General features: G+C 62.7%; 16 protein-coding genes. 8 read left to right on the forward strand and 8 right to left on the reverse strand.

What is annotated here, in order from left to right:
* The first annotated feature begins 1 nt into the window (after window position 1).
* The 3 genes from G365_RS0110525 (at window position 2) to G365_RS0110535 (ending at window position 3351) form a co-directional block, all read left to right on the forward strand.
* Window positions 2-610, forward strand: a complete 609-nt coding sequence (locus G365_RS0110525) for a class I SAM-dependent methyltransferase (protein WP_019645487.1) — start codon at window positions 2-4, stop codon at window positions 608-610.
* A 33-nt stretch (window positions 611-643) separates the two neighbouring features.
* A complete protein-coding gene (locus G365_RS0110530) occupies window positions 644-970 on the forward strand; it encodes a hypothetical protein (protein WP_019645488.1) in 327 nt (108 codons plus the stop codon).
* 290 nt (window positions 971-1260) lie between these two features.
* Window positions 1261-3351, forward strand: coding sequence for a methyl-accepting chemotaxis protein (locus G365_RS0110535; RefSeq protein WP_019645489.1), 2091 nt, complete (start codon window positions 1261-1263; stop codon window positions 3349-3351).
* A 20-nt stretch (window positions 3352-3371) separates the two neighbouring features.
* On the opposite strand, the gene G365_RS0110540 is transcribed toward G365_RS0110535, so the two are convergent.
* The 7 genes from G365_RS0110540 to rpmH form a co-directional block, all read right to left on the reverse strand.
* The gene (locus tag G365_RS0110540) at window positions 3372-4088 is read right to left on the reverse strand and encodes a pyrimidine 5'-nucleotidase (RefSeq protein WP_019645490.1); all 717 of its coding nucleotides are present in this window, start codon (window positions 4086-4088) and stop codon (window positions 3372-3374) included.
* 166 nt (window positions 4089-4254) lie between these two features.
* Window positions 4255-5187 carry an acetylglutamate kinase gene (argB, locus tag G365_RS0110545; protein WP_019645491.1) on the reverse strand — a complete coding sequence of 311 codons (933 nt, stop codon included), beginning with the start codon at window positions 5185-5187 and terminating at the stop codon, window positions 4255-4257.
* Window positions 5188-5271: 84 nt separating this feature from the next.
* A complete protein-coding gene (yihA, locus tag G365_RS0110550) occupies window positions 5272-5841 on the reverse strand; it encodes a ribosome biogenesis GTP-binding protein YihA/YsxC (protein WP_245554741.1) in 570 nt (189 codons plus the stop codon).
* Window positions 5842-5931: 90 nt separating this feature from the next.
* Window positions 5932-7653 carry a membrane protein insertase YidC gene (gene yidC, locus G365_RS0110555; protein ID WP_019645493.1) on the reverse strand — a complete coding sequence of 574 codons (1722 nt, stop codon included), beginning with the start codon at window positions 7651-7653 and terminating at the stop codon, window positions 5932-5934.
* 205 nt (window positions 7654-7858) lie between these two features.
* Entirely contained in the window at window positions 7859-8179 is a 321-nt protein-coding gene (yidD, locus tag G365_RS21135; protein WP_019645494.1) for a membrane protein insertion efficiency factor YidD, read from the reverse strand.
* The gene (gene rnpA, locus G365_RS23500) at window positions 8166-8753 is read right to left on the reverse strand and encodes a ribonuclease P protein component (RefSeq protein ID WP_322095813.1); all 588 of its coding nucleotides are present in this window, start codon (window positions 8751-8753) and stop codon (window positions 8166-8168) included. The genes yidD and rnpA overlap by 14 nt, the downstream gene beginning before the upstream one ends.
* A gap of 30 nt (window positions 8754-8783) precedes the next feature.
* On the reverse strand, window positions 8784-8918 hold the full coding sequence (gene rpmH, locus G365_RS23505) for a 50S ribosomal protein L34 (protein ID WP_081628516.1): 135 nt from the start codon (window positions 8916-8918) through the stop codon (window positions 8784-8786).
* Between the two features lie 241 nt (window positions 8919-9159).
* On the opposite strand from rpmH, the gene G365_RS21145 reads away from it, so the two are divergent.
* From G365_RS21145 to G365_RS21150, 3 genes are all read left to right on the forward strand, one after another.
* Window positions 9160-9912: a TVP38/TMEM64 family protein gene (locus G365_RS21145; protein WP_019645496.1), complete on the forward strand. Its 753-nt coding sequence runs from the start codon at window positions 9160-9162 to the stop codon at window positions 9910-9912.
* A gap of 359 nt (window positions 9913-10271) precedes the next feature.
* Window positions 10272-11741: a dihydrolipoyl dehydrogenase family protein gene (locus G365_RS0110575; RefSeq protein ID WP_019645497.1), complete on the forward strand. Its 1470-nt coding sequence runs from the start codon at window positions 10272-10274 to the stop codon at window positions 11739-11741.
* A 1-nt stretch (window position 11742) separates the two neighbouring features.
* A complete protein-coding gene (locus G365_RS21150) occupies window positions 11743-13221 on the forward strand; it encodes a sensor histidine kinase (protein WP_019645498.1) in 1479 nt (492 codons plus the stop codon).
* A gap of 54 nt (window positions 13222-13275) precedes the next feature.
* On the opposite strand, the gene G365_RS0110585 is transcribed toward G365_RS21150, so the two are convergent.
* Complete coding sequence (locus tag G365_RS0110585; protein WP_019645499.1) at window positions 13276-14469, reverse strand: class I SAM-dependent rRNA methyltransferase; 1194 nt, start codon at window positions 14467-14469, stop codon at window positions 13276-13278.
* Window positions 14470-14841: 372 nt separating this feature from the next.
* Between G365_RS0110585 and ccoN the strand changes: the two genes are divergently transcribed.
* Window positions 14842-16320 (forward strand): cytochrome-c oxidase, cbb3-type subunit I, encoded by a 1479-nt coding sequence (gene ccoN / locus G365_RS0110590; protein WP_019645500.1) that lies wholly within the window; start codon window positions 14842-14844, stop codon window positions 16318-16320.
* 18 nt (window positions 16321-16338) lie between these two features.
* Window positions 16339-17085: a cytochrome-c oxidase, cbb3-type subunit II gene (gene ccoO / locus G365_RS0110595; RefSeq protein WP_019645501.1), complete on the forward strand. Its 747-nt coding sequence runs from the start codon at window positions 16339-16341 to the stop codon at window positions 17083-17085.

Here is a 17085-nt window from a genome sequence, read left to right on the forward strand (position 1 = left end):
GATGTCAGCATTCTGGGATGGAAAATTTTCCGGCAGCGCCTATGCCTATGGCACTGCACCAAACACGCATCTTCTGCATCAGGCGGACCATCTGTTTGTCGGGGCGAAGGTGCTGGTGCCCGGTGACGGAGAGGGGCGCAACGGTGTGTGGCTGGCCCGGCAGGGGATGGATGTGCTGTCAGTCGATGGTTCTGCCGTCGGGCTGGAAAAGGCCCGCCGCCTTGCCGCCAGCCAGAATGTCCCCCTGAAAACTGTTCAGGCGGATCTGCTCGACTGGAACTGGCCGGTGGCGGCCTTTGACGGGGTGGTATCGGTGTTCCTGCATTTTGCCGCCGGGGACCGCCCCCGGATGCATGCGGCGATGGCGGCGGCGTTACGCCCCGGCGGAGTCCTGATCCTTGAGGCTTTTCGGCCGGATCAGCTGGCGTTCCAGAGTGGCGGGCCTAAAGATCCGTCTCTGCTCTACCGGGCTGAGGATTTACGGTGTGACTTTGCCGGTCTTCACCTTGATCTGCTGGAAGAGGTGGAGACAGATCTGGATGAAGGCCCCTTGCATCAGGGGCGGGCTGCCGTTGTGCGGCTGGTTGCCCATAAGCCTTCAGCCCCCTGAGAGACCCGCGACAGCACTGAGAGGGAGACCCTGATGTCAGAACAGACCCTGTTATCCCGTGTTCTGAACCATAACCCTGCCGTTCGGGCTGCTTTGGAGAAGGCCTATCCCGGCGTGATGGAATGCCCGGACTGGATGACCCTGTCTGATGCGCTTGGGGGCGGGGCGGTTGATACGGTTGTTGCGGCTTTTCTTGGCAACAAGTCAGAGCGGGTGATGCTGGCCGCTCTGCTGATGAAGGCTGATTTTGCGGCACAGGCGGTCGATGTCAGCAGTAATTTCTGGGTTGCCTGGGGCGGGCTTGACCGTCGTAACCGCGGTCTGCTGCTGGCTCTTCTCGACGAAGATCTGCTGGATTGATAAGTCCGGGCAAGCCCCGGATCTGTGTGCGGGGGAGGGAGTCGTTTAAATATTTCCTGACAGAAACAATATACGCGCATAGGTCTTCTTTGATCGTATGGAGTATCCCGAATACTCCGTGAAATGTAGTTCGAAAGAACTAAGTCCTTACTTTGTCTCCATATTTTAAACTCCGAATGTTAAGGTCGGTGTAGAGTTTCCCGAAAAGACGGGGCCCGGCGCATGGGGATGCGCCGGTGCAGAACCGGTGGGCAGCTTCTGTTAAAGCAGTATGTGGGGGAAAGTAAGGAATGACACAGGCCATCAGCCGCCGTAGTGGCTCGATCCGCCGCCAGATCCTGGTGCCTTTTCTGGCAACGGTGCTGGCATCATTGCTGGCGGTAATCTGGTACGCATCAAGCACCCTGGGCGATGCGTCGCAGAGCCGGGCGCAGGATACCCTGCGCAGCCGGGCGAATGAAGAAGGGGAAAGCATGGGGGCAATGCTGCTGCGGGCGGCTGCATTTTCCCGCTCCGGGGCGTCGATTGCCCATGCCTTTTTGCAGAAAGAGGGCGGGTTCGACCGGGTTCTGTACTCACAGGTCCTGTTGAAAGAACTTCATGATAATCCTGACTTTATAGGGTTTTATGGCGGTTTTGAGCCAAACTTTGACGGACAGGACGCCCGGTATGCCAAGACCCCGATGGGGGATGATGCCGGTCGCTATCTGATTTATGCCGCGCGGGATGCAAAAGGGCAGGCCGGAATCACCGTTGCCCCGATGACCGGCGATCCGGCTGAGAAGTTTTGGTACGACCTGCCTTTGAAAGAAAAGCGGACAGTCATCACCCCACCGTATGAATACGAAGTGATGGGGACGCCGACCCTGATGACCACCATCTCCAGCCCGACGCTGGATCTGCAGGGTAAGCCGGTTGGTATCACCACTGTCGATATTCCGTTGACCACACTGCAGAAGCGGGCCGCACAGGTGACGCTGTATGACACCGGCCACGCGATGGTGGTGTCCCATGATGGGAAGTGGGTGGCGACCCCTGATAAGGCATCTATTGGAAAGGTCGTTGAGAATAAAGAGATTCTGTCGCTTCTGTCGGATGTGAAGAAGGCCGGATCAGCCCTGCGGGCAATGGCCGACCCGGCGACGGGTGTGCCGAGTCTGGTCAGCGCGACGGCGTTCGGGGTTGATGGCGTTGCGGAACGGTGGGTGCTGATCGTCAGCGCCCCGGAGTCCGAGGTGATGGCGGAGGCGGTGCGGGCGCGGTGGATGATGCTGGCGGTCGGGTTTGTCGCCGTCGTTCTGTCGGTGCTGCTGGCGGTTATGATCGGCCAGCGGATTGCCCGCCCGATCATGACGCTGACCGCTGCAATGACCGAACTGGCGGAAGGGCGCGACCTGCAGGCGGTGCCGCAGATCCACAGTCCGCAGGAACTGGCGGCGATGGCGGATGCGATGGCGGTATTCCGCGATAACATGGCCCGCAACCGCGAACTGGCGGCGGAGCAGGAGCAGGCCCGTCAGGTGCAGGTGCAGCGGGCAGAACGGATCCAGACCCTGACGCGGTCGTTTGAAGGAGAGGTCGGCAGTCTGCTGGGTGCGGTGGACAGCACGGCGCAGACGCTGGAAGCAACGGCGCAGGGCATGAATGCGATTGCGGTCTCGGCCAGCGAGCAGGCCGGTCTGGTCGCCGGGGCGGCGGATGCCTCCCGCCAGAATGTTGAGACGGTGGCGGCGGCGGCGGAAGAGCTGTCGGCCTCGATCAATGAGATCAGCAGCCATGTCACCACCTCGGCCCGAATTGCCAGCGAGGCAGTGACGGCGGCGGAGGAAAGCACGGCGTTGATCCGCAGTCTTGAGGCCTCGACTGAACAGATCGGGGTGGTGGTCAACCTGATCAATGACATCGCCAACCAGACCAACCTGCTGGCGCTGAATGCGACGATCGAGGCGGCCCGGGCCGGGGATGCGGGCAAGGGTTTTGCGGTGGTGGCGAACGAGGTGAAGAGCCTTGCCAACCAGACCGCCAAGGCGACCGAGCAGATCACCCAGCAGATCGGTGCAGTGCAGCAGGCGACCCGTCAGGCGGTGCAGTCGAACCAGACGATCACCGGCATCATCCAGCGGATTGACGAGATCGCCACCACCATCGCCAGCGCGGTGGAAGAGCAGGGGGCGGCCACGCAGGAAATTGCCCGCAACGTCTCGCAGGCGGCAACCTCAACCTCTGAGGTGGCCGGCAGCATCAGTGACGTCCGGGGCGGCGCGGAACGCACCGGCCATGCCGCCACCGATGTGCTGAACGCGGCGGAAACCATGTCCAGCCGTGCCGAGGCCCTGCGGCAGGAGGTCGAGCGCTTCCTTGGTGATATCACCCGCGCCTGACGGTGAAACTTGCCGAGGGATCAGGTGATGACACCAAGATCGTTCAGCGCATCATTCAGCCACAGGGCAAGATCATCCGTGATGTGATGGCAGTACTGCGCCAGCTCGGCCGGATCAACCTGCGACAGCGGGGCATGATCCGGCCCGGACCGCACCAGAACCGTGGTCATCCCCAGTTCCGCCGCGGTCTTCAGGTTGATGTGGCTGTCTTCAAAAAAGGCGGTGTGCAGCGGATCAATGCCATAGGTCTCGATCAGGCGGTGATAGGTTTGCATTTGCGGCTTGGGAATGAAGTCAGCGGCACGGATATCGAACGTGCCCTCAAACAGATCGGCCAGCCCCAGCGTCTCCAGAACCCGGTCGGCATGTTTCACCGTGCCGTTGGTGAACACCAGACGGCGCCCCGGCAGCGCCGAGATGGCCCGCCGCAGGGCGGCATCATGTTCCAGCGCGGAATGATCGACGTCATGCACGTAGTCGAGGAACGCATCCGGCTCCAGCCCGTGATTCAGCATCAGGCCGCGCAGGGTGGTGCCATATTCGCGGTAATAACGCTTCTGCAGGGCAAAGGCTTCTTCCGGTGACAGGCCGAGAAAGGTGCCGATGAACGCCTTCATTTTGGCGTCAATCTGCGGAAAGACGCTGCTGCTGGCCGGGTACAGCGTGTTATCCAAATCAAACAGCCACGTATCAATATGGGTGATGGACGGGCTGAGACGCTGGACGGCAGACGGCATGAAGGATCAGTCCTCACTGTGATGATCGGGGTGTCAAGTCTTACCAGAACTGTCCGGTGCCGTCCCCACCCGCTTGCAGGGTGGGGCTATTTCCTCGCCCGGCCCCAAAAGCAAACCCCCCGCCGGAAGGGCAGGGGGCTGGCTGAGAAGAGCTTTGAGGAAGGTGTTAGCCTTTGTGGATCAGGGTTCCGGCACCACGCGGGGTAAACAGCTCCAGCAGCACCGCATGCGGCATGCGGCCATCCATGATCACCGCAGCCTCAACCCCGCTTTCGACGGCGTCGATGCAGGTTTCGATCTTGGGGATCATCCCGCCGGAAATGGTTCCGTCTTCCATCAGGCGACGGGCGTCGGTGATGGTCAGGTCGGGGATCAGCTTCTTGTTTTTGTCCAGCACACCGGGCACGTCGGTCAGCATCAGCAGGCGGGCCGCCTGCAGAGCCCCGGCAATTGACCCGGCAGCCGTATCGGCGTTGATGTTGAAGGTCTCGCCCTGTTCGCCATACCCGATCGGGGCAACGACCGGAATGATGTCGGACTGTTCGAAGTGCTTCAGGATGTGAGTGTTCACTTCCACCGGCTCACCGACGAAGCCCAGATCCAGCACCGTTTCGATGGAGCTGTCAGGATCTTTCTTGGTCCGGGCCAGCTTGCGGCATTTGATCAGGTTGCCGTCTTTGCCGGACAGGCCGATGGCAAACCCGCCGGAGCGGTTGATAGCGGTGACGATCTCGGCGTTGATCGACCCGGCCAGAACCATTTCCACGATATCGACGGTCGCCTTATCGGTGACGCGCAGACCATCAATGAATTCCGACTGGATCTTCAGGCGCTCCAGCATCTTCTTGATCTGCGGGCCGCCGCCGTGGACCACCACCGGCTCGATGCCGACCTGATTGAGCAGCACGATATCCTGCGCGAACTGCAGGGCCAGTGCTTCCTCGCCCATGGCGTGACCGCCGTACTTCACAACCACGCGCTTACCGCCGAACTGGCACATATACGGCAGGGCGTCGGACAGGGTCTGCGCCTTGCGCAGCCACAGGTCGCGTTCGGCGGCGGGGATTTCACTGGTGATCGGAGAATTGCTGTCGGACATCGACACGGATCCTCGTGAACGCGTTTGCAGAGACGGGTGGAGCATTCAGGCATCACGCCTGAACCGTGGCTCAGGCGTGATCTTTTAAAACCGGGACAGGGCGGCGATTTCGGCGCGCACGTCGTCCAGACCGGTGGTTTTGGCCGAACTGGTGCACAGAATCACCGGGTGTGCTGCCACATGCTTGGCCAGATCCAGCTTGGTTTTGGCCAGTACGGCCTCCAGCTCGGTCGGGCGCAGTTTGTCGGTCTTGGTCAGGATGACCTGATAGTTGACCGCTGCGGCATCCAGCATCGACATGATTTCGCCATCGGTTGACTTGATGCCGTGGCGGCTGTCGATCAGCAGCATCACGCGGCGCAGATTGGACCGCCCGCGCAGGTAGGATTTGATCAGGCGGGTCCAGCGGGCGACCTGATCTTTCGGGGCACGGGCATAGCCGTAGCCCGGCAGATCAGCCAGCTGCATGATCCCGTCGAGGGAGAAAAAGTTGATTTCCTGCGTCCGGCCGGGGGTGTCAGACGTGCGGGCCAGCCCGTTATGCCCGGTCAGGGCATTGATCAGGCTGGATTTCCCCACGTTTGACCGGCCGGCGAAGCACACTTCCGGCAGGGTATCAGGCGGCAGCTGGGACAGGGAGGCCATGCCCAGCATGAAGGTACAGGGACGGGAGAAGAGCTTGCGGCCCTCCTCCAGTTCCTCGGTTCCCAGCGGTTGTGTTGCGTCGCGCACCGGGGCCGCTCCTTACGCCTTCGCCTTGGCGGAGGTCAGTTTGTTGTAACGGCGGGCGATGTGCCACTGCTGCAGGATCGACAGGGTGTTGTTGCAGGTCCAGTACAGCACCAGACCGGCGGGGAACCCTGCCAGCATGACAGTGAAGACGATCGGCAGCAGGTTCATCATGCGGGCCTGAATCGGATCGGCCGGGGCCGGGTTCATCTTCTGCTGCAGATACATGGTGATCCCCATGATCAGCGGCAGGACGCCGATGTGCAGGAATGACGGCGGGGTCCACGGGATCAGGCCGAACAGGTTGAACAGGCTGGTCGGATCCGGGGCCGACAGGTCGGTGATCCACAGATAGAACGGGGTGTGGCGCATTTCGATGGAAATGAACAGCACCTTGTACAGCGCGAAGAAGATCGGGATCTGCAGCAGGATCGGCAGGCACCCGGCCAGCGGGTTCGCACCTTCCGCCTTGTAGATCGCCATCATTTCCTGATTCAGGCGCTGACGGTCATCCTTGAAGCGTTCCTGCAGCTCTTTCACCTTCGGCTGCAGCAGCTTCATCTTGTTCATGGCGATGTAGGACTTGTTCGCCAGCGGATACAGGACCAGACGCAGGGCCACGGTGAAGGCAATGATTGCCAGACCGAAGTTGCCCAGCCAGCCGTGCAGGGCCTGCAGGGCGTAGAAGAACGGCTTGGTCAGGAAGTAGAACCACCCGAAGTCGATCGCCAGATCGAAGCGGTCGATATGCTTTTCTTCAGCATAGCGGTCGAGCAGGTTGACCTGCTTGGCCCCGGCGAAGAAGTCGGTCTTGGTGGTGATTGATGCCCCGGCGGCGATCTGGCGGGCCGCGCCCAGATAGTCCACCTGATAGCGGTCGCCGTTGCCCCCGGTGTACAGGAAGCGGGCTTTGCTTTCGGTGGCATTGTCCAGATCGATGGCGGTCAGCCAGTACTTGTCGGTGATACCGACCCAGCCGCCGGTCGAGGCGTGCTCGACCTTCTTTTCGTCCTTCAGGGCCTTGTACTTGATTTCCTTCAGCGTACCGTCGAACACGCCGATCGGGCCTTCATGAAGGATGTAGAAGTCGGCGGTGTGCGGGGTATAGCCGCGCGCGACCAGACCGTAGGGGAACAGGCTCACCTCGGCGGCGGTCTTGTTTTCCACGGTGTCGGTGATGGTGAACAGGAAGTCGCGGTCCACCGAGATGACACGCTTGAACACCAGACCCTGGCCGTTGTCCCAGGTCAGGGTGACCGGGGCGGTGTCGGTCAGGGTGTCGCGGTCAGCGGTCCAGGTGGTGTCTGCCCCCGGGGTGGCGACACCGGCGGCGGACGGTACCCAGCCGAATTCGGCATAATAGGAGTCGGCGGCGTTCTTGGGGTTCAGCAGAACAATCTTGGCCGAGTCTGCGGCAGCGGTTTCCCGGTAGCCGGTCAGGACCAGATCGTCAATGCGGCTGCCGGTCAGCGACAGCGACCCGGACAGGGACGGGGTGCTGATGGTGACGCGCTTGCTGTCAGCCAGCAGGGCCGGCCGGTCCTTCAGCAGGCCGTTGACCGAGGAGGGCATCCCCGGGGCGGCCACAGACGGCGTGGTGGACGGCTGCGGGGTCAGCGTCTGGCTCTGGGCGGCGGTTTCCACCGGCTTCGGCGGCTTGGGGGCCAGAAACTCGAAGCCGACGATGATCACCAGCGACAGCGCCACCGCAATGATAAGGTTTTTCTGTTCAAGCATTGCGCGAAGGTCCGCGTAGGAGGCGAAAAGGAAGCAGCGCCCCCGACGGAGGGGCCCATGCCGTATAGTTTGGCCGAGAAGATGGAGGCAGAGGCGCGGCAAGTCTAGTTCTTTAGTGACCGCACTGTGCAGTATCAGGCGGTTCTTATACGGATGAACGCGGCGACGGCTTTGCCCCTGTCCGAGTCGGCAGGCGGGAAGGCTGTTATTTATCAGGCTTTTGATGGGAGTGTCTGCAGCCCGGGTCATGGCTCTCCCCCGGAACCGGGTCGTACCCCATGCCGCCCCATGGATGGCAGCGGGCAATGCGACGCAGGGTCAGCCAGCCACCATAAAGGGCGCCATGACGGCGGATCGCCTCCAGGCCATATGTCGAGCATGTGGGGGTGAACCGGCAGCTTGGGGGCAGGACCGGGGACAGCACCAGACGATAGGCATGTATTAAAAACAGCAACAGCAGACGCAGCGGCAGATCCAGCAGGGCTGGCAGGCGCGGCAGGCGGTGCCGGGGCTCAGGTGCGGTCATCGCCGGTGCTGACGGGCGCGGTATCGCGGGGGGCAGGGCCTTTTCCACGTCCGAAATGGGTTTGCTGCCCTTTGCCGGGCTTACCGCCTTTGCGGCGTGGCGGCAGGGGGTCGCTGCCTGCTTCCACGGTGCGGATCCGGGTCAGGGCGGTCCGCAGATCTTTCAGCAGAGCGTCCCAGGGGCGGTCGATGGTGGCGGGGCGGCCGATCAGCACGTAATCCATGCCATCCTGTGCCAGCAAAGGCATCACCGCATCGACAGCGGCCCGCAGACGCCGCCGGGCCCGGTTGCGGGCCACAGAATTACCGACCTTTTTAGAAACGGTAAAACCGACCCGGGCCGAGGCCTGGATCGTTCCGTCCGGAAGACCGGAGCTGACATCCACCATTTCTGATGAAGGCAGCGGTAGGGCGGACAAAGCAGTCTGGCGCTCAGTCCGTGCGGAAAGCGGGGTAGACGCGGCCTGAAGGATCAGGCCGGGCGTCACCCACTTCCGGCGTTCTGCGGCAACGCGTAAAAAGTCCCTGCGCTGTTTAAGGCGACACAGATCCATCGGAATGGGAGTCGCTGACACAGGGGCTTTCTCCGTCGTCACGCGACAGACTTAAGCGGACAGGCGCTTACGGCCCTTGGAACGGCGGTTAGCCAGAACCTTGCGACCACCCAGGGTCGCCATACGGGCGCGGAAGCCATGGCGGCGCTTGCGGACGAGCTTGCTCGGTTGATAGGTGCGCTTCACGGTACGAACTCCGATAACTCTGTATCAAAGACCCTTACCGCCACAGAAGAAGCGGCCCGGCAAGGATTGCGGGTCATTCAGGAGGGCCGTGTATAACGGGGGGTGGGGCTGTAAGTCAATCCCGTTACGGCGGCAGAGGGGCTTTTTTCGGCCTCACGGGGAGTTTATTCGATCCATCAGGCATTCAGGGATAAACAGAATACTGAACCGAAGGGCGTCTGCAGGAAGAGGAGGGGGGGCTGTGCTGTTTTTCCGCTCCGACTCCGGGGGCAAGCCGACCTCTGTGCAATGGGTGGCCCGGTCCGTACTGGCGGTGACCGTGGGGCTGGCGGTGATTGCGGCTGTTTTGGCGGCGGTGGGTTGGTTGCCTGCCGGGCTGCTGTGGTCGGTGCTGGCCGGGCAGCATGACCGTTTTGTTGCCCTGACGGCGGTATACCCGGTTCTGTCGGCTCTGCTGTTTGTGCTGGTCTATAGTCTGGGGGTCACTTTTTCTGTGCCGGGCGCGGTGTGGATGACTTTGTTGGGGGGGTATCTGTTTGGCCCGGTCTGGGGGGCGGGGCTGGTGTTTGTCGCCGCAACGGGTGGGGCAGTGGCGGTGTTTCTGCTGGCCCGCACCGCATGGGGCGGTGCGGGTGGTTCCCGCATGGAGTCGCTGCCGGGGATTGCTGCCTTGACGGATGGGCTGCGCGATCACGCCTTCTCGACATTACTGGCGGCACGGCTGCTGCCGGTTCTGCCTTTTTGGGTGGTGAACCTGATCCCCGCGCTGATCGGGGTCCGGCTGCGGGTGTTTGTGGGGGCGACAGCGCTGGGAATTGTGCCGGGGACACTTATATATGTGAGTCTGGGGGCGGGGCTGGCGGATATGATGGAACAACCCGATCCGGATCTGCTGTTTCGCCCGGATATTTTCCTGCCCTTGCTGGGATTGGCGGTGCTGGCATTGCTGCCGGTGCTGTGGCGGAAGCGGCGGATGCCCCCGCCCGGCGATTGAGGGTGTGTTGAGGGAAGGCTGGCATCTGCCAGCCTGACTGGGCCATTGAGGCCCCGCGCGACCATTCGCGCGTGAGCCAAGGGGGCGGATGCCCCCGCCCGGCGCGTGAGGGCGTGTTGAGGGAAGACTGGCACATGCCAGCCTGACTGGGCCATTGAGGCCCCGCGCGACCATTCGCGCGTAAGCCAAGGGGGCGGATGCCCCCGCCCGGCGCGTGAGGGTGTGTTGAGGGAAGGCTGGCATCTGCCAGCCTGACTGGGCCATTGAGGCCCCGCGCGACCATTCGCGCGTGAGCCAAGGGGGCGGATGCCCCCGCCCGGCGCGTGAGGGACCAAAAGAAGAGAAAGGAACCCCCATCCATGCTGTTGACCCCTGACCTGTGCGTGATTGGTGGCGGAGCGGCAGGATTGAGTGTGGCGGCCGGCGCGGCGCGGCTGGGGGCGTCGGTGGTGCTGGTTGACGCGGCAATTGCCACGGAAGGGCCTCTGGCCGGGGTGATGGGCGGGGATTGTCTGCTGACAGGCTGTGTTCCGTCTAAGGCCCTTCTGGCGGTTGCGCAGAAACAGATGCAGGCCGGGGCTGGTCGGCTGGACTGGTCGGCAGTGATGACGCAGGTGCGGGCGGCACAGGCGACGATTGCCCCCCACGACTCGGTGGAGCGTTTTACGGCTCTGGGGGTGACGGTGCTGTCGGGTACCGCCCGTTTCGAGTCGGCCCGGGATGTGATTGTGACGGTTCACGGCGGCGGCCTGACGGTGGTGCGGGCGAGACGGGTGGTGATCGCCACCGGCAGTCTGCCCCACCGTCCGGTGATTGCGGGATTGGATCAGGTCTCGGCCCTGACCAGCGAAACCCTGTTCAATCTGACGGAACTGCCCCTTCATCTGGGCATTCTCGGGGGTGGGCCGCAGGGCGTGGAAATGGCGCAGGCCTTCCGTCGTCTGGGGGCAGAGGTGACGCTGATCACCGATGGACCGTTGCTGCCGCAGGAGGAACCGGCGCTGGTGTCCTGCCTCCGGCACCGCCTGATTGAAGAAGGGGTGACTCTGCGGGAAGGAACCGGGCTTCGGCGGGTTGACCCTTCGGGGACGGCGATTCGCCTGACACTGGGGGATGATGCGGCCCTGACGGTGTCGCACCTGCTGCTGGCGACTGGCCGGGTGCCGCGTACAGCAGGACTGGGGCTGGCGGAAGCGGGGATTGCCTTTGATGCGGCGGGGATCACGGTTGGCCGTGGCTTCCGGACCACCAACCGCCGGGTCTATGCCATTGGCGATGTTGCCGCCCCCGATGGGGAGCCGGGGCCTCGCCAGACCCATATGGCCGGATGGCAGGCCGGACAGGTGATCCGGGCCGCGCTGTTCCGCCTGCCGGGAACGACGGCGGTGCCGGTGCCACGTGCCATCTGGACCGACCCGGAACTTGCATGGGTCGGTCTGACCGAGGCTGAGGCCCGGCGGCAGTCCGGGGCGGCGGCGGTGCGGGTGGTGACCGCAGGGTTTGAGGCGAATGACCGGGCCGTGACGGAGCAACGCACTGACGGGCACTGCAGGCTGGTGTTGGTCCGGCGGCAGATCTGGCCGGGAATCCGGCTGCCGGGGTGGCGGCTGGCCGGTGCCGGTGCTGCCGGTGCCGGTGCCGGTGCCTTGTTGCCGGTTCTGACATTGGCGGTACAGGGCACGATCAGTCTGGCGGTGCTGGCCTCGCAGATTGTTCCGTATCCCAGCCGGGCTGAGGTGGTGAAAGCGGCGGCTGCGCAGGCTGTCGGGCCATTGGTGTTTTCCGCCCCGGTGCGGGCAATTGTACGCCTGCTGCGGAGGCTGCCGTAAGATGGCGGGACAGGAACAGCCGGGGGTGCGGTTCTGGCAAGGGCTGTCGTGGCGGCTGATGTTGCTGACCGTGCTGTTTGTGATGGTGGCGGAAGTGCTGATTTTCGCCCCCTCAATCGGCCGGTTCCGTCTGACCTATCTCCAGAACGTGCTGGCCGATGCTCATCTGGCACTGATGGCGGTTGAAGCAACCCCTGACGGTATGGTGGACATGGATCTGCAGCGCCGCCTTCTGGCCAATGCCGGAACGCTGGGGATGATGGCATGGCGACCTGATCATCCCCGGCTGGTGCTGGGGCCGGATATGCCGCCGGACAGTGATGCCCGGTATGACATCCGCGCTGTGATGTTCTTTCCTTTGATTGCCGATGCGATGGAGGCCCTGACCCGACGGGAGGAGCGGATCATTGCGGTGATCGGCCCGTCCCCGAAAGATCCGGCGGTGATCGTCGAGGCCCTGCTGTACGAGCAGCCGATGATCGTGGAAATGCGGGAATACGGCTGGCGTATTCTGGCGCTGTCAGCGTTTATTTCGACCGTGGCGGCGGTGCTGGTCTGCGTCAGTCTGCACTGGCTGTTGGTCCGTCCCCTGCGTCGCCTGAGTGCGGCGATGCTACGGTTTCAGGAAGATCCTGAGGATCCGTCCCGGATTCTGGCGGCGTCTCCCCGCCTGAATGAGGTGGGGGAGGCTGAGCGTCGGCTGGCCGCGTTACAATCCAGTCTGGCGCAGGCCCTGCATCAGCAGAAACGGTTGGCGGCGGTCGGGACCGGGGTATCAAAGATCGCCCACGATCTGAAAGGGGTGCTGACGACCGCCCTGCTGGAGTCGGACCGGCTGGAGCAGAACGCGGGGTCTTCCCGCGTGGTGGTGCGGCTGGTGTCGTCGGCGCCGCTGGCGGGGCGCCGTCTCCGCCGGTTCCGTCTGGAGGTGGAGACCGCCGCCGATGACCTGCGGGAAACCACGCAGGGTATCGCCCGGGCGTTGGAGCGGGCGATTGGTCTGGCGACCTCGACTCTGCGCTATGCGTCAGAAGGCCCGCCGGTGCCGGTGTTGATGCCGGTCGATGCGGTGGCGGTCTGTACAGGGGTGGTGCGGGCCAGTGGCCTTATGTTTTCTGGCCCCGAGGCGCAGGCATCGGAGGACCGTTCCGGCTGGGTGATGGCGGATTCGTCGATGCTGCTGCGTGTGGTGGAAAATCTGGTGCGAAACGCGGCGGAAGCCGGGGCCACGGCACTGGCGGTCTCGGTTGAACCCGCCGGAGCGTTCCGGCGGATCCTGCTGCGTGATAACGGCCCGGGCCTGCCTGCCAAGGCACAGGAAAATCTGTTCAGGCCGTTTTCAGGGTCGGCCCGACCCGGTGGGACCGGGCTGGGGTTGCCCATTGCCCGCGATCTTCTGCGGGCAATGGGCGGGGATCTTGAGGTCACGGAAACCGGAGCGCAGGGAACGGCCCTGACCCTGATCTTACCGGCCGGATAAGATTGGCCGGAGAGGGCTGCGGGGGCCGGAGCCCCCGCAGTCTGTTTCTCCGGCTTAGTCCAGCTGGAAGGCCAGCGCCTTGAGATAGGCGCTTTCCGGCAGGTGCGGATGGACCGGATGATCCGGCCCCGCCCCGTGTGACCACAGCACACGGCCGCTGCGCCCGGCCTGCCCGATGCCCAGACTGACCTCTTCGAAGAACTGATCAGCAGGCATATGGTGAGAGCAGGACCCGCACAGCAGGAAGCCGCCGTTTTCCACCAGTGCGGCGGCAAGGCGGGCCATTTTCCGGTATCCCTTGGATCCGCTGGCCAGATCCTTACGGGTTTTGACGAAAGCGGGCGGATCCGCGATAACGACGCCGAATCGACGGTTTTCGCCCTGCAGGGCTTCCATCACCTTAAAGCCGTCACCGCAGCGGGTGTCCAGCCGCTCACCCATGCCGTTCAGGGCGGCAGCCTGCTTCGCCAGCGACAGGGCCTCTTCTGACCGGTCCACCAGCAGGGCGCTTTTTGCCCCCTGAGTCAGGGCGGTCAGGCCAAAGCCCCCGGCATAGCTGTAGACATCCAGCGCCGTCCGTCCCTTGGCGAGCGAGGCGATGAAGGCGCGGTTGGGCCGCTGGTCAAAGAACCAGCCAGTCTTCTGGCCGGTGGCGACATCGGCAAGGAAGCGGGTGCCGTTTTCAACAATCTCGACCGGGCCGTCGATGCTGCCGAAAACGACTTCATGCCCGCTGTCCAGCCCTTCGAGGGCCCGCACCGGAGAATCATTGCGCAGCACGATGGCTGTCGGTTTCAGCACGGTGTGCAGGGCTTCCAGAACGCAGTCGCGCAGCTGATCCATCCCCGCCGAGTTGAACTGAACGGAGACCACATCGCCATAACGGTCAACGATCAGGCCGGGCAGACCATCCGCCTCGGAATGAATCAGTCGGTAATAGGGCTGCGGGAACAGGGTGTCGCGCAGGGACAGGGCCCGGCGCAGCCGGTTGGCAATAAAACCGGCGTCAATGGTGGCGGCCGGATCGGCGGTCAGCAGGCGGGCGGCGATCAGGGAATGCGGATTAAAGGTGGCAATCCCAAGGGCTTCACCCCCGGCATCAATCACCGAGACCAACCCGCCGCGCGGCAGGGCTTTGGTCTGGGGCGTCATGTCCACTTCGTTGGAAAACAGCCACGGGTGCCCTTTGCGCAGGCGCGACGACCGCCCCTTCTGGATGGTGACACGGGGATGCTGCGGTGCGGTCATCAAGAGAAAACTCCACTGAAACAGTCAGAAATCAATGATTTGTTGTTGGGGACAGATCGGTCCGGAAGGCCGGATTTCACTTGGAACAGACCCGGGGTTTGATATAGATCAATGGTCTTTCGGGCCGTCAGGGGCATAGTGCGTCAGCGTGGTTCTGCCTGCAAGGGCTGCCACGCCTGTCGCCATTGTTCTTTGGTCTGCTTTTTGTCGTCCGGTACCCGGGCACCGCAGGGGCAGATCTGATGGCAGCAGAAACACCCGCCATGATCCACGGGGAAACCGCCCGCCTGACCACTCAGGCCGACGGGTTGGACCAAGGCGGTCGAGACTTTTCCTTCGGGAAGGAATCCAGTGGTCGATACAGGAGGGGTCATGACCCAAGCGACCATGGCGCATGGCGCCCAGGCGGATGCAACCGCCTACAACACTGACGTTGTCCGGAACTTCGTCGTCGCGGCGATGTTCTGGGGGGTGGTCGGCTTCCTGGCGGGTGACTTTATCGCCTGGCAGCTTGCCTACCCGTTTTTGAACCTTGATCTGGAATGGACGACCTTTGGCCGTCTGCGTCCGGTTCACACCTCTGCGGTGATTTTTGCCTTCGGCGGCAGCATCCTGATCGGATCGTCGCTGTACATCGTCCAGCGCACCTGCCGCGCCGGGCTGTGGGGTGGCAAGGTTACCGGGAACCTGATTTTCTGGGGCTACCAGATTTTCATCGTGATGGCTGCGTCCTCCTACGTTCTGGGCTATTCCCAGGGTCAGGAATACGCTGAGCCGGAATGGTGGATTGATATCTGGCTGACCGTGGTGTGGGTGATTTACCTGACCGCGTTCATCGGCACCCTGATGAAGCGTAAGGAACCCCACATTTATGTGGCCAACTGGTTCCTGCTGGCCTTCATCGTCACCGTTGCGATGCTGCATCTGGGCAACAACCTGTCCATTCCGGTGTCCTTCGTCGGCATGAAGTCCTATTCGCTGTATGCCGGCGTGCAGTCGGCGATGATCCAGTGGTGGTATGGCCACAACGCGGTGGGCTTCTTCCTGACCGCCGGCTTCCTTGGGATGATGTACTACTTCATTCCGAAGCGCGCCGAGCGTCCGGTTTATTCTTACCGTCTGTCCATCGTGCACTTCTGGGCGCTGATCTTCCTGTACATCTGGGCCGGTCCGCACCATCTGCACTACACTGCCCTGCCTGACTGGACCCAGACCCTTGGCATGACCTTCTCGGTGATGCTGTGGATGCCGTCCTGGGGTGGCATGATCAACGGTCTGATGACCCTGTCCGGCGCCTGGGAAAAGCTGCGTACCGATCCGGTGATGCGTTTCCTGGTGTCGTCCGTGGCCTTCTACGGCATGTCGACCTTCGAAGGTCCGATGATGTCGATCAAGGCGGTGAACTCCCTGTCCCACTACACCGACTGGACCGTCGGTCACGTGCACTCCGGTGCTCTGGGCTGGGTGGCGTTCGTCTCCTTCGGGACCATGTACTACCTGATTCCGGTCCTGTGGGGCCGCAAGTCTCTCTACAGCATGCGTCTGGTGTCCTACCACTTCTGGGTCGCCACCATCGGTATCGTGCTGTACATCACTGCCATGTGGATTTCCGGCATCATGCAGGGTCTGATGTGGCGTGCGTATGACGAGTTCGGCTTCCTGCAGTACTCGTTCATCGAATCGGTTGAGGCGATGCATCCCTACTACGTGATCCGTGCTTCCGGTGGCGTTCTGTTCGTCCTCGGCGGCCTGATCATGGCCTACAACATGTACCGTACAATCAAGGGTGATGTCCGTTCGGAACAGCCCTACGAGTCGCCGGAAGCCCTGGCGGCCGGTGTGCGGCGATAAGGCGGGGGGACTGCGATTATGAGTCTGGTCAAACACCACGAGAAGATGGAGACGAATGTTCTCTTTCTCGTTCTGGGTATTTTCGTGACCATCATTATCGGTGGTATCGTCGAAGTCGTGCCGCTGTTCTCTGTTGAATCCACCATCGAAAAGGTGAAGGGCGTCCGTCCCTACTCCCCGCTCGAGCTGGCCGGGCGCAACATTTACCTCCGCGAAGGCTGCTACAACTGCCATTCGCAGATGATCCGTCCGTTCCGTGACGAAGTGGAACGGTATGGCCACTATTCGCTGGCTGCTGAATCCCAGTACGACCACCCGTTCCAGTGGGGCTCCAAGCGCACTGGTCCGGATCTGGCCCGTGTGGGTGGCAAGTATTCCAACGAATGGCACCTCCGCCACGTGGTCAATCCTCGTGATGTGGTTCCGGAATCCATCATGCCGGGTTACCCGCACCTTGCCCGCAACGAACTGAAGTTTGATGATGCGGCCGCCCACCTGAAGACCCTGCGTCTGGTTGGCGTTCCGTATACTGAAGACGACATCGCCAATGCGGTTGCGGACTTCAAGGCGCAGGCCACCCCGGATGCGGACACCGCCGCCCTGCTGCAGCGGTATCCGAAAGCCAAAATCGGTGACTTCGACGGTAACCCGGCGAAAGTGACCGAGGCTGATGCCCTGATTGCGTATCTGCAGGTTCTGGGCACCATGGTGGACTTCACCGACTTCGACCCGGCCAAGAAGGCCGACGCCAACATCTACCGCTGA

It is taken from the genome of Novispirillum itersonii subsp. itersonii ATCC 12639 (genome assembly GCF_000381985.1).
Taxonomy (GTDB): domain Bacteria; phylum Pseudomonadota; class Alphaproteobacteria; order Rhodospirillales; family Rhodospirillaceae; genus Novispirillum; species Novispirillum itersonii.